A 12513-nucleotide genomic window follows, 5' to 3' on the forward strand; every position below is an offset into this window, starting at 1 on the left:
GAATTGGTCAAATCGCGCGATCCTGCGGTTTGCGCCGTAGGAAGTGGCCCGCCGGCGTGAGACGATCGGAGTCGGCCGAGTTGGATCGGCCGGATCCCCGTGTGCACTGCGTCCCGATCCCCCACGGGTGCGCGGAAAGGATGATCGCCTGATGGACGCCGCGACTCTGCAGGCCCTGTTGCTCGCCGGTCTTGCCTCCGGCAGCAGTAACGTCTCCACCGGCTCCATCGACTGGGAACCCAAGTAGCCTCACGAGCAGCCCGCCGGCGACCGATCGCGCCTGATCGCGCCACGCGAGGCACACTGCCGGGGTGAAGGAGAACACGTCGGCCTGGCGGGTGGTCGCCGGGCTGTGCGCGGTCTTCGTGACCGCGCTGGGCAGTTACCTGCTGCTGTCCGGCGGGCAGCATTTCTACCCCGAGCCGGTGATTCTGCTCGCGGTGCTGGCGCTGGTCGCGCACTTCACCAATCTCACCGCCGTCGAGGCGAGCATCTCGCTGACCTCGATCCTCGTGGGCGCGGCAATCGCGCTCAGCGGCCCGCTCGGCGGCGCCGTCGTCGGGCTGGTGTCGCCGTGGTCGGCGGCCCGGCGCCGGTCGCTGGTCGCCACCGTCTTCAACTCGGTGATGAACGGACTGCTCGGCACGGTCGGCGGATTGGCCTACCTCGCCGTCGGCGGGCTGATCCAGCCCGAGCAGTCGCTCTCCCCACTCGGACTGCTGGGCCGAGAGCTGTTCCCGCTCGGCGTCGCGACGGTGGTCATGCTGCTGTGCAACATCGCCTGCGTCGGCCTGATGATCTCGGTCAACGGCGGCCCGCCGGCGCTGCTCACCGCCCGGCGCCTTGCCCGGCAGGTGGGCCGCACCTACCTCGGGTATGGCGTCGTGGCCTTCCTCGCCGTGGTGCTGTGGGACGCCGCGAACCTCGGACCGGCGGCGATGCTCGTCGTGCTGGTGCCGCTGGTGCTCGCCCAGTGGTCCTACAGCCAGCTGCGCACTGAAGCCGTCGCGCACGAGCGCACCGTGTCGAGTCTGGTCGCCGCGGTCGACGCCCGCGATCCGGTGCTGCGCGGCCGCAACCAGCAGGTGGCGGCGGTCAGCGAGATCGTCGGCAACGCGTTGCGGCTCACCCCCAAACAGTCCGAGGCGTTGCACTTCGCGGCGCTGCTGCACGACATCGGCATGGTCGCGCCCGCCGGCGACCGGCACGCGCCGCGCGCCGAACTCTCCGCCGACGACATCGACCGCATCCGAAGCCACCCCGAGCTCGGGGTCGAGATGCTGCGGTCGATCGTCTTCCTCGCCGACTCCACCACCGCGATCCGCTCCCATCACGAACGCTGGGACGGCACCGGTTATCCCGACGGCCTCGCGGGAGAGGAGATCCCGCTGCTGGCGCGGATCCTCGCGGTCGCCGATGCCACCTGCGCACTGGTCGCCGCAGACCCGGCCGGTGGAGTGCCGTCCGCGATCGATTGTCTGCGGGCCCGCGCCGGCAGCCAGTTCGACCCGGCGTGCGTCGAGGCGCTCTCGCTGGCGCAGGATCTGGTCGCCGACGCGCTCGGGCAGCTGCGTGCCGACCGGGAGCCGCAGCCGCCGGCTGGTCGCGGCTGGGACCACGACCTGCCCCGGGTCTCCGACCTGCTCGCCTCCCGCGCCAGGACGCAGACATGACCGGCTTGTCGACCGCACTTCGCCGCCCGGGCACCGGCACCGTGCTCGTCGTCGCGCTGCTCGTCACCGTCGCGGTGCTGTTGCAGGACCGTCTGCCCGGCGCGGGCGACGGGATCGTGCTCGGGTCGTTCGTCGTCGCGATCTCCTTGGCGTCGCTGCTCAACCTGGCGACCAGCCGCGGCGAGATCGCCTCACCGGTCGCGTCGTCGGTGCTGCTCGCACTGGCGCTCACCGGGCCGCAGCCGGACGGTGAGCTGGTGCCGGCCGACGGGGTCGGCGTGCTGCTGACCGGGGCGGCGGGGCTCGCCGGCGGCGCGGTCCTGCGCCGCCTCACCGGCAAGGGGCGGCCCAGCCTGCGGTCGCTCGTCGCCCAACTGGTCGCCCTGTTCGTGGCGCTGCTGCTCTATCGCGTGCTGCCCTTGTATGCCGGGCAGTCGGCACTGCACCGCTACGACGACTGGTCGGGGGAGCGGTGGCGGACCGCCGCGGCGATGGCCCTCGCCGGGGTGGTGGCCGGCGTCGTGCTGGTGCTCGCCTCGCTCCACGAACGCCGCGGCCGGCGGACGCTGCCGACCGCCGTGAGCCAGATCGGCCCGATCGAGGCGGCGCTCGCGGGTGCGACGGTCTCCACGTCGGTGGCGATCGCGCTCGGAATGGCGCCGCTGGGGGTGCTCGCCATACCGCTGATGTCGGCACCGCTCGTCATGCTGCGTCTGGCGCTGCGGCAGCGGGAGGCGGTGACCGAGACGCGACGGCAGACGATCGCGGCGCTGTCCCGGCTGACCGACGTCGCCGGTTACACCGCCGCCGGGCACGCCGAGCGAGTTGCCGCGCTGTGCCTGCGGATCGGGCGGTCGATGGACTTCAGCGAGCAGCAGCTCAACGACCTCGAGGACGCCGCCCGGCTGCACGACATCGGCCAGGTCTCGCTGCGGTCGCCGATCCCGGGCGGGGCGACGATCGACATCGCGCCCGCGGACCAGCGCGGCATCGCCGACGAGGGCGCGCGCATCGTGCGGCGGACCGAGGCGCTCGACTCGGTCGCCGACATCATCCAGGCGCAGGTCGTGCAGTTCCGGCAGGTGCAGGAGTATGGCGCGCCGGTCCCGGTCGGCAGCCGAATCATCAAGGTCTGCAATGCATTCGAAGACCTCACCGGCGGCGACCCCGCGCTGCGCGACGCCGCGATCGAGCGGATGACCCTCGGGATCGGCTACGAATACGACCCCAACGTGCTCGACCTGCTGATCCAGGTGACCGACCCCAGTCGCCGCTACGCGCGGCCGCACCCGGAGGGCGACTCGTCCGCGTAAGGGGGACTTGTCCGCGGTAACGGGACTTGTCCACGTGAGGGCGACTTGTCCATGTAAAGGTGACTTGTCCGCGAAAAGGGGACTTGTCCACGAAAAGGGGACTTGTCACGTGCTAGAGCACGTGACAAGTCCCGTTGTAGTGGTACGAGTTGCCCGGGGAGCCGTCCAGCAGCCGCACGAGCCGCCCAGAAGCCGCCCGGGCGCCGCGTCAGACCGGATCCGGGCGCGCGCCGTGCTTGCCCGTCGGACCCGTGCCGGGCTCGTCGTCGAACGGCTCCGGGTCGTATGCCGCAACCCGCGGATCGTCGGCATCCGCGAAGTAGTCGACGACCACCGTCTCGTCGCGCCCCTGCGGCACCTTCACCGCGCGGAGCACGAGGGTGAGCACGACCGCCACGATGACGTTGATGACCACCGCGGTGAACGCGATGTAGCCGAGCTCGCCGATCACCGGGATGTCGGCCGTCGATCCGCCGAAGTGCTTGGTGGCGGGGGAGGCGACGTCATACGCCTGCTTGGTGCCGTAGATCATCGCGACCGCCCAGCCGGCGAGCAGCGCCCAGCGGTCGAGCCACCGGGTGTAGAGGCCGATCACGATCGCCGGGAAGGTCTGCAGGATCCAGATGCCGCCGAGCAGCTGCAGGTTGATGGCGTTCTGCTTGTCCATCGTGAGCACGAAGACCAGCGCGAACACCTTCACCACCAGCGACGTCAGCTTGGAGACTTTCGCCTCCTCGGCGACGGTCGCGCCCGGGCGCAGCCACTCCTTGTAGATGTTGCGGGTGAAGGTGTTGGCCGCGGCGATCGACATGATCGCGGCCGGCACGAGCGCGCCGATCGCGATCGCGGCGAAGGCCACGCCGGCGAACCAGCTCGGGAACTGGTCCTCGAAGAGCTGCGGCACCACGAGCTGGGCGTTGGGTTTGCCGTTGAGGCCGATCGGCTTGGTGCCCGCGGCGATGGCGACCCAGCCGAGCAGCGCGAGGAGCGCCAGCACAAAGCTGTATGCCGGCAGGATCGACGCGTTCTTACGGATCGTGTCGCGACTGCGCGAGGACAGCACCGCGGTGATCGAGTGCGGATACATGAACAACGCCATCGCGGAGCCGAAAGCCAGTGTCACGTAAGCCCATTGGGCCTTCGGACCGACCGTGTCGGAGAACGGCGCGGCACCCGGCTTGGGCGGCTTCTGCGCCTTCTCGTGCGCCGCGTTGAAGATCGCGTCCCAGCCGCCGACCTTCTGCGGCAGGTAGATCACCGCGACGATGATCACCAGGTAGATCAGGATGTCCTTGACGAAGGCGATGATCGCCGGCGCGCGCAGACCGCTGGTGTAGGTGTATGCCGCGAGCACCACGAACGCGATGAAGAGCGGCGCGTCGTTGGCGAGCCAGTTGCCCGAGCCGCCGACACCCGCCACCTCGAGCACGGCCTGGATGCCGACGAGCTGCAGCGCGATGTAGGGCAGCGTCGCGACGAAGCCGGTGATCGAGATCGCGAGCGAGAGGCCGCGCGAGCCGTAGCGCCCGCGCACGAAGTCGCCGGCGGTGACGTAGCCGTGCCGGTGACTGACCGACCACAGCCGCGACATGAAGAAGAAGATCATCGGGTAGACGATGATCGTGTAGGGCACCGCGAAGAAGCCGCTGACCGCACCGGCGCCGAACATCGCGGCGGGCACCGCGACGAACGTGTATGCCGTGTAGAGGTCACCGCCGAGCAGGAACCAGGTGATCCACGTGCCGAACGACCGGCCGCCGAGGCCCCACTCGTCGAGCGAGTCCAGCGAGGCGGCGCGGCGCCACCGGGAGGCCATGAAGCCCAGCACGGTGACGACCAGGAAGATCGCGATCAGCACGATGAGCGCGGGCAGGTCCACCCCGGTGCCGGGGCGCGAGGGGTCGGCGGCGGTGGGCAGGAGCGCGAGCTGCGTCATACTCACTCACCGTCCTCGGCGGCCGCGTGCCGGCCGACCGGGCCGAAGGGCACGTGCGGGCGGGCCTTCTTGACCAGCACGTAGGCGAGCGAGGTGCACAGCGCGCAGAAGAAGACCAGGGCCATCTGATACCAGATGAAGAAGGGGAAGCTGCCGAGCTTGGGCTCGGTCTTGGCATACCAGCCGACCGGCACCAGGGCCAGCATCGGCAGCAACAGGACGACGCCGGCGACGACCTGCAGGCGCCGATCGGCGGGTGGCGCCTGGTTGGGGTTCGGGTGTTGCGACATCGTCGAACTACCTCCGGGTGACGGATGTGAAGCAGCCGTGAAACGTTACCGCTGTGACAGGTGTTACTGCCGGGTTTTGCCGAGGTCGGGGCCCCGGCGGGCAACTGGTCACCCGAAAAGTGCACGCCGCCACCGGAACTCGTTCCACGTGGAGGGCACGCCGCCACCGGAACTCGTCCACGAAAAGTGGACTTGTCACGTGCTAGAGCACGTGACAAGTCCTCCGTTGTTGGACAAGTCGCCCTTTCGTGGACAAGTTGTGGTGTGGCGGACAAGCAGGGGTCCACGCGACAAGTCAGGCCGGCTGCTGCGCCCACGAGCGCCGCTGCCGGATCGCCTCCCGGATGCGGCGACTGAGCCGGGCGGCGTCAGCCAGGTCCGACCACACGATGCGTATGACGAGCCACCCCTGCTCGCGCAGTGCGTCCTCGCGGATCTTCTCGTCCACGACCGAGGTGCTGCCGTCCTTGCGATATTTCACCGCCCCGTCGAATTCGAGCAGCACGCCGACCTCGGTCAGCGCGAAGTCGGGGAAGAACCGGCCGAGGCGGGTGTCGATGGCGGGCTGGCTGACGAAGCGCAGGCCCATCCCGAGCAGCACCAGACGCGTGCGGGTCTCACCGGGCGACTCGGCCGCGGGGTCGGCGAGTTGGAGCATGCGGCGGGCGTGGCTGATCCCTGGGCGTTGCGGCGCGGACTCGACGATGCGCCGGAGTTCGGCGAAGCCGACGAGTCGGTCGTGCAGTGCGGCGTCGCACGCGATCAGTCCGGACTCGGTGCCGTGCCAGACGGCCGTCGACACGATCGCGTAGGCCGGGGTGAGCGCGGGCACGCCGTCATACCTCGCCCAGGAGTCGGGGCCGAAGCTGCGGTGCACGCGCACGCCGGCCCAACCGTGCGATCGGCCGTCGGCGACCCGGGTCACGTGGGTGAGGGCGTCCGGCGGCCACACCGGCAGGCGATGTATGGCGAGGGCGGTCTGCTGCCCCGCGACCACCGTGACCGGGTCGGTCGTGAGCGATCGCATCGCCGCCCGCGCCATGAGCCAGCGGCGTTCGTCGAGCTCGATGTCCTGGAGGCGGCACGCCTCGACATACGCGCCGCGGCGCACCCGGCGGAGGACGCCCTCACGGACGAGCCGGCCGGCGTCGGCCGCGCTGATCCCGGTGGCGCGCAACTCGCGCGCGGTGATGATGCCGCGGGATGCGGTGAGCCGGGCCTCGAGTCCGGTGCGCGGCACAATGCCGAGCCAGTGCGCCTGAGCGGCGAGCGAGATCTTCTGCGATGGGGTGGCCATGCCGATCGAGTGTGCTCCGATCGGCGGCCGGACCACGGTCGTGAGCGGCCCGGGTGTGGATAAGCGGTCGGGCGGGCGGACTCGTCACACAAAAAGTGGACTTGTCACGTGCTAGAGCACGTGACAAGTCCACTTTTACGTGACAAGTCGGCCACCACGTGACAAGTCCACTTCGACGTGACAAGTGGGCTTCAGCGCGACAAGTCCGCTCTCAGCGTGACAAGTCGGCGGCCGCCGTGATGTCAGGCCTTCTTGGTCTCCCAGAAGATGGTGGAGATCTCCTCGATCTTGCCGAGCAGGTCGTCGGCGGTCTTGACGTCCCAGGACGCCTTGGTGCCGCCGGCGCCGGCGAGCTTGGTGGCCTCGTTGATCAGCGTGTGCAGCTGCGGGTAGCTCTCGAAGTGCGGCGGCTTGAAGTAGTCGGTCCACAGCACCCAGAGGTGCTCCTTGACCAGCTGCGAGCGCTGCTCCTTGATCACGGTGGCGCGCATCTTGAAGTCGAGGTCGTCCGGCTTCTCGTTGACCTTCTCGACGATGGCCTTGATCGACTCGGCCTCGATGCGGGCCTGGGCGGGGTCGTACACGCCGCACGGCAGGTCGCAGTGTGCGCTGACCTCGATGGTGCGGGCGAAGATTCGGCGAAGCATGTGCGGTCCTTCCGTCGGTTAGCTCGGACGTATGGCGGAGCCTGCCGCTTCAAGCGAGGTTGAAGTCAACCGATGCCCTCGAAAACGCAGGCATCCGCGCACAATTCGAACCTACTCGCGGGGAAGGGTGCGATTGAACCCGCCCGCGCTACTTGCGAACCCGTCGCATCTGCACCGTCCACGTCGACGGCACCGCCGACCTCACCGTCGACGCCGACGCAGCCGCGGGAGGCGGGCCAGCACCACCGCCAGCACATCCTCATCCGGTATGGCGCCAACCAGCCACGAGTCGATGCCTTCGCGGGGATTGTCACGCTCGGCCCACCAGCCGCTGCCTTCCCGCCGGGTCAGTCGCTTGACCGCGACCGGGCGCGGTCCGTCCGGACCGTCGGGCAGCCGGATCACGTGCGCGCGCCCCGGGCGGGGTGTGCCGTCGTAGCGGACGAGGAGGCGGTCGCCGTCGACGTAGGTCGGCTCCATCGACCGTCCGCGCACGACGGCGACGCCGATCCTCACTCGGCGGCGGTGCCCTGCGCGGCCCCGCCCTGCGCGGTGCCCGACGCGACCCCGCCCGGCGCAACCTCACCCTGCGGCACGGCGGACTCGTTCTGCTCGGCGAGAATCCGGCGCAGGAAGCTCTTGGTGCGCTCGTGCTGCGGATTCGCGATCACCTCGCGCGCGGGCCCGGACTCGACCTCGACGCCGCCGTCCATGAAGACCACCCGGTCGGCGACGTCGCGGGCGAAGGCGATCTCGTGGGTGACCACGATCATCGTCATGCCGTCGTCGGCGAGTTCGCGCATGACGTCGAGCACCTCGCCGACCAACTCGGGGTCGAGCGCGGAGGTCGGCTCGTCGAAGAGCATCAGCTTCGGCTTCATCGCCAACGCCCGTGCGATCGCGACCCGCTGCTGCTGACCGCCGGACAGCTGGCTCGGGTAGTGGTGGCTGCGTTCGCCGAGGCCGACGCGTTCGAGCAGCGCCATGGCCTCGGCGCGGGCGGTGGCCTTGTCGACGCCCCGCACCTGCACCGGCGCCTCCATCACGTTGGCGATGGCTGTCTTGTGCGGGAAGAGGTTGAACCGCTGGAAGACCATGCCGATCTCCCTGCGCTGCTTGGCGATGCGCTTGTCGTGCAGCCGGTGGAGGCGGCCGTTCTTCTCCTCCAGGCCGAGCAGGTCGTCGTCGACCCAGATGCGGCCGCCGTCGATCGTCTCGAGCTGGTTGATGCACCGCAGGAAGGTCGTCTTGCCGGAGCCGGATGGCCCGAGCAGGCAGACGACCTCACCCGGCGCGACGTCGAGGTCGATGCCCTTGAGCACCTCGACCCCGTGAAAGTGCTTGGAAACGTTGAGTGCTCGCACCAGCGGGCGAGGGTTGACGGTGTCGGTCACTTGCCACCACCTCCGAGTTGAGCCAGCTGCCGCAGTCGTCCGGCCGCACCCTGGCGTGAGTTGCTCGACTGGCTGCCGAAGCCGCGACCGAAGTAGCGCTCCAGGTAGGTCTGTCCGACCATCAGCACCGAGCAGACGATGAGATACCAGATCAGGGCCGCCATCAGCGCGGGCATGACCAGGTAGGTGGAGTTGGCGACCGCGTTGGCCTGGAAGAACAGCTCGGTCGAGACCGGCACTGCCGACAGCAGCGAGGTGTCCTTGACCATCGCGATGGTCTCGTTGCCGGTCGGCGGCACGATGACCCGCATCGCCTGGGGCAGGATGATCCGCCGCATCGCCTGCCCGCGGCTCATGCCGAGCGCCGACGCCGCCTCCTCCTGGCCGGTGTCCACCGACAGCAATCCGGCGCGGGCGATCTCGGCCATGTACGCCGCCTCGGACAGCCCCAAGCCGATGATGCCGACGATGATGCCGCTGCTGATCGTCTTCACGTCGAGCGAGTAGAACGTCATGCCGTCCTTCAGCCCGATGAAGTGACCGAGCTCCTTGCTGAAGGGCACGCCGAAGTCGAGCTTGGGATAGAGGTAGAGCACACCGACGCCGAGCACCACGAGCAGCACGTAGCGCGGCACTGCCCGGAAGAACCAGATGTAGACGAAGGACACGAAGCGCAGCACCGGGTTGGTCGACAGGCGCATGATCGCGAGCAGGATGCCGAGCACGATGCCGACCACCATCGAGGCGATCGTGCAGATGACCGTGCCCTTGACCAGACCCTCCAGGACCGGGCGATACTCCATCACCCGCCAGACGAAGCTCCAGTCCCACTTGGGGTTGGTGACGAAGGAGTTGATGAGCATCGCGGCGAGGATCGCGATGACGACGACCCCGACCCACTGCCACGGGTGGCGCACCGGCCGGGCGTCGATCTCGCCCGGGCGTTCGGCCGAATCTGCTTGTTTGCCAGTCGTTTCCGCCATCAGCCTGCCACCGCCGGGTTGACCGCGAACATGTCCACTGCTCCGCTCTGTTGCGCCCACTTGGCGAGGATCTTGTCGTAGCTGCCGTCGGCGACCATCGCCGCGAACGACTGCGCGATGGCGTTGCCGAGGTCGATGGCGTCCTTCGGCAGCACCATGCCGTATGGCGCAGCTCCCGTGATCTTGCCGACGGCCTGCAGCTTGTCGCCGGTCTGCTTCACGGCATACAGCGCGACGGGGGAGTCGGCCGCCATCGCGTCGACCTTCCCGGCGAGCAGGTCGGTGGTGACCTTCGACTGCAGGTCCTCGATCACTGGCTTGATCGGCTTGCTCTTGCACTGGTCCTTGTTGATCGCGGCGACCTCGTCGGCCTGCGTGGTGCCGGTCTGCACGCCGACGGTGAGGCCGCACGGGTTGGTCGGGTCGACCTTCTTCGGGTTGCCCTTCTGCGCGATCCACTGGGTGCCGGCGGAGAAGTAGCTGACCATCGTGACCTGCTTGAGCCGGTCGGGGGTGATCGTGAAAGAGGACGTCGCCAGGTCGTACTTCCCGCCGGCGACGCCGGGGATGATGCTGTCGAACTTGGCGTTCTGGAATTTCAGCTTCAGCCCGAGCTTCTGCGCGGCGGCGGTGAGCAGGTCGATGTCCATGCCCTGCACGGTCTGCCCGTCGCGGGCGAGGAACTCGTTGGGCTGGTAGGACGCGTCGGTGCCGACGGTGAGCGTGCCCTTGGCCTTGATGTTGGCGGGGACGAGCTTGGCCAGCTGGTCGGACACCGAGCCGGACGGACCGGTCTGCGCGGCGCCGCCGCCGAGACCGAGGGACGTGGTCCCGATGCCGCAGCCGCTGAGCGCGAGCGCGACACCCACCGCACCGGCAGCGGTCAGCTGCGAGCGCTTTGCAAACATGACGATGACGTGCACCTTCCTGACCGGATCACCCTCGGGGGCGACCCGAGTGTGCCGCACATCGTCCCACTCGTGGCGCAGGTCACGCGCCGGACCCGCGAAGTCGTGACCGGCCCGTCACCGGAGGGTCAGTCGACGGTCAGGCCGCCGCTCAGGAGGCGCCGCGCAACCTCGTCGTCAACTCGCTCGCGAACACGTGATGCGGGTCGAGCCGGTCGAGGGTCGCCCACGCGGCGTCCCACTGCGGGAAGGCCGCCGGGATCGGCCCGCGCATCGCGGCGTCGTCGGTCCACGCGCCGGCCGGCGTGGTCGCCCACCGCTTCGACCACTCGGGCCGGACGACGGCGTAGGAGGCGTAGTTGGTGCGGATGAACTGCTCGTTCTCGGCAAAGAAGTCGAACTCGTGCGCGGTGCCGGGCATGGTGAGGATGTCCAGCCAGACCACCGTGTCGAGCTCGGGCCGTCCGTCTACCGGGCGGGCCGGCGACAGCTCCGCGACGCGGGCGCCCGGCGTCGCGACGTCGGCGGGGTCGTCCACCCCGGTGACCCGGATCTCGACGCAGCTGTTGACCGGGAACTGCCCGCGCGACTGGTATGCCGAGAGCCGCGCACTGAAGGACTCGGCAAACTCGTGCACCACCCGCTGCACGTCGGCGCGGCGGCAGACGACGGCCTGGCTGCCGGCGCTCACCCGCAGCGTCGTGGGCTTGACGAAGTTGATGAAGTTCTTCGCCGGCCCCCAGAGGTCGCGGGCGAGCGCCATCGTGAGCGCGCTCGCGGTCGTGCCGAGCACCGCACCGCCGAATGCCGGTGCCACCCAATACATTCCGGCGATCAGCTGTCCCATGAGCTGCGGCACAGGTGAGGGCAGGTTGTCGGCGAAGCCGAAGTTGTAGGGCCCGGTCGTCGGGCGTGAGAGCAGCGGCCGATTGGGGGTCGGGGTCCACACCTGCACCCAGGGATATTGGGTGAACGTGTACCAGATGACGCCCACCCGGCCGGCCTTGTCGAGCAGCGACGTCAGTGAGCGCGACGTGACCTTCGACGGGTCGGCGAAGAGCTCGGTGCTGCGGATGTCGGTGTAGGACTGACAGCGCAGGTTGTAGTCGGGCACGGTCTGCAGGAGCACCTCGGTGACGAAGGCCCGGCCGAGGTGGGCGAGGAGCGCTCCCGCCTCGGGTGCGGAGCGGGAGAAGGTCTGCTCGTCATACCGCCCGGTCGCAGGGTTCCAGGCGATGGCCCGCAGCTCGAGCACCTGGTTGCTCATCGTGCCGAAGGACCTGCCCGGCGCGTGCGCCTCGCCCTTGGCGGGTATGCCGGTGCCGTGCGCCCCGACCGCGAGCACGCCGCCGACCGACACGTCGCCGGGGGCCGGCGCCGCGAGCAGCGACCGGCGCTGCTGGTGCAGGAAGGCGAACAAGGTGTCCATGCGGGTGCCGGCCTCGGTGCGCACGGCGTCGCCCTCCATCCGCGTCGCGGTGAGGCACTGGGTGGTGTCGACGAGCAGCACCTGCTGGTCGGTTGCGCCGTCAGCGACCGTGAGCGGCGCCCAGCTGTGCCGGAAGCCTCGCGGGCGCACCGTCCAGCCGGCGCCGTAGGCCCAGTTGACGACGGCGAGCAGCTCGGCGCGGGTGCGCGGCGCGCAGGTCCAGAGGGCTGAGCTGACGACGACGCCGTCCCAGTTGCGGAACACCTCGCGGTAGAGGGAGGCGTCCGTTGGGTAACCGGCCGGCCGCTCGGCGGCGGTGGCGGGTGTCACGCCGAGCAGCACGGGCAGCCCCGAGGCGGCGACGCCCGCGAGCAGCGAGCGTCGGGGGACTTCAGGGAGTCCGGGGCGTCCGGGGCGTCCGGCGTGGCGGGGGTGACGGGGGTCTCCGGGGGTTCCGGGGTCGGGCTTGGTCATCGGCATGCTCCGAAGTAGGTCGCGGTTTCGGCCAGATGACATTTTGACGCATGTCACGCGCTGAGGTGGGCGGATTTGGGTGAAGCACCCCGTGAACCTTCGGATAGTTGGACGACCGACTAAATCGATGAAGGTGAAATGGATTTCATTTCGCTTGTTTGTCACTTGA

The 12513-nt window shown here is 69.4% G+C and carries 11 protein-coding genes; 2 read left to right on the plus strand and 9 right to left on the minus strand.

Annotation, left to right across the window (positions count from 1 at the left end; genetic code table 11):
* Positions 1-311 precede the first annotated feature (311 nt).
* Entirely contained in the window at positions 312-1673 is a 1362-nt protein-coding gene (locus HJ588_RS19960) for an HD domain-containing phosphohydrolase (RefSeq protein WP_171153841.1), read from the plus strand.
* Entirely contained in the window at positions 1670-2986 is a 1317-nt protein-coding gene (locus HJ588_RS08170) for an HD-GYP domain-containing protein (RefSeq protein WP_171153843.1), read from the plus strand. Before HJ588_RS19960 ends, HJ588_RS08170 begins: the two co-directional genes overlap by 4 nt.
* Before the next feature lie 208 nt (positions 2987-3194).
* On the opposite strand, the gene mctP is transcribed toward HJ588_RS08170, so the two are convergent.
* The 9 genes from mctP to HJ588_RS08215 all read right to left on the minus strand — a co-directional run bounded on the left by mctP (position 3195) and on the right by HJ588_RS08215 (position 12344).
* On the minus strand, positions 3195-4922 hold the full coding sequence (mctP, locus tag HJ588_RS08175) for a monocarboxylate uptake permease MctP (RefSeq protein ID WP_171153845.1): 1728 nt from the start codon (positions 4920-4922) through the stop codon (positions 3195-3197).
* A 2-nt stretch (positions 4923-4924) separates the two neighbouring features.
* Positions 4925-5212 (minus strand): DUF3311 domain-containing protein, encoded by a 288-nt coding sequence (locus HJ588_RS08180; protein ID WP_171153848.1) that lies wholly within the window; start codon positions 5210-5212, stop codon positions 4925-4927.
* A gap of 295 nt (positions 5213-5507) precedes the next feature.
* Positions 5508-6509, minus strand: coding sequence for a type IV toxin-antitoxin system AbiEi family antitoxin domain-containing protein (locus HJ588_RS08185; RefSeq protein ID WP_171153850.1), 1002 nt, complete (start codon positions 6507-6509; stop codon positions 5508-5510).
* A gap of 242 nt (positions 6510-6751) precedes the next feature.
* The gene (gene sodN / locus HJ588_RS08190; RefSeq protein ID WP_171153853.1) at positions 6752-7156 is read right to left on the minus strand and encodes a superoxide dismutase, Ni; all 405 of its coding nucleotides are present in this window, start codon (positions 7154-7156) and stop codon (positions 6752-6754) included.
* Positions 7157-7357: 201 nt separating this feature from the next.
* Positions 7358-7672, minus strand: coding sequence for a S24 family peptidase (locus HJ588_RS08195; protein WP_343036638.1), 315 nt, complete (start codon positions 7670-7672; stop codon positions 7358-7360).
* A complete protein-coding gene (locus tag HJ588_RS08200) occupies positions 7669-8550 on the minus strand; it encodes an amino acid ABC transporter ATP-binding protein (protein ID WP_343036639.1) in 882 nt (293 codons plus the stop codon). Before HJ588_RS08200 ends, HJ588_RS08195 begins: the two co-directional genes overlap by 4 nt.
* On the minus strand, positions 8547-9533 hold the full coding sequence (locus tag HJ588_RS08205) for an amino acid ABC transporter permease (RefSeq protein WP_171153855.1): 987 nt from the start codon (positions 9531-9533) through the stop codon (positions 8547-8549). Before HJ588_RS08205 ends, HJ588_RS08200 begins: the two co-directional genes overlap by 4 nt.
* On the minus strand, positions 9533-10441 hold the full coding sequence (locus HJ588_RS08210) for an ABC transporter substrate-binding protein (RefSeq protein WP_171153857.1): 909 nt from the start codon (positions 10439-10441) through the stop codon (positions 9533-9535). The genes HJ588_RS08205 and HJ588_RS08210 overlap by 1 nt, the downstream gene beginning before the upstream one ends.
* 151 nt (positions 10442-10592) lie before the next feature.
* Complete coding sequence (locus HJ588_RS08215) at positions 10593-12344, minus strand: cholesterol oxidase substrate-binding domain-containing protein (RefSeq protein WP_171153860.1); 1752 nt, start codon at positions 12342-12344, stop codon at positions 10593-10595.
* Positions 12345-12513: the final 169 nt, after the last annotated feature.

The organism is Flexivirga aerilata, assembly GCF_013002715.1.
Lineage (GTDB): Bacteria > Actinomycetota > Actinomycetes > Actinomycetales > Dermatophilaceae > Flexivirga > Flexivirga aerilata.

Bases quoted from the DNA above. Each gene is read 5' to 3' on its own strand.
- HJ588_RS08170 (WP_171153843.1), top strand. From the start codon at position 1,670: ATGACCGGCTTGTCGACCGCACTTCGCCGCCCGGGCACCGGCACCGTG.
- mctP (WP_171153845.1), bottom strand. From the start codon at position 4,922: ATGACGCAGCTCGCGCTCCTGCCCACCGCCGCCGACCCCTCGCGCCCC.
- HJ588_RS08180 (WP_171153848.1), bottom strand. From the start codon at position 5,212: ATGTCGCAACACCCGAACCCCAACCAGGCGCCACCCGCCGATCGGCGC.
- HJ588_RS08185 (WP_171153850.1), bottom strand. From the start codon at position 6,509: ATGGCCACCCCATCGCAGAAGATCTCGCTCGCCGCTCAGGCGCACTGG.
- sodN (WP_171153853.1), bottom strand. From the start codon at position 7,156: ATGCTTCGCCGAATCTTCGCCCGCACCATCGAGGTCAGCGCACACTGC.
- HJ588_RS08205 (WP_171153855.1), bottom strand. From the start codon at position 9,533: ATGGCGGAAACGACTGGCAAACAAGCAGATTCGGCCGAACGCCCGGGC.
- HJ588_RS08210 (WP_171153857.1), bottom strand. From the start codon at position 10,441: ATGTTTGCAAAGCGCTCGCAGCTGACCGCTGCCGGTGCGGTGGGTGTC.
- HJ588_RS08215 (WP_171153860.1), bottom strand. From the start codon at position 12,344: ATGACCAAGCCCGACCCCGGAACCCCCGGAGACCCCCGTCACCCCCGC.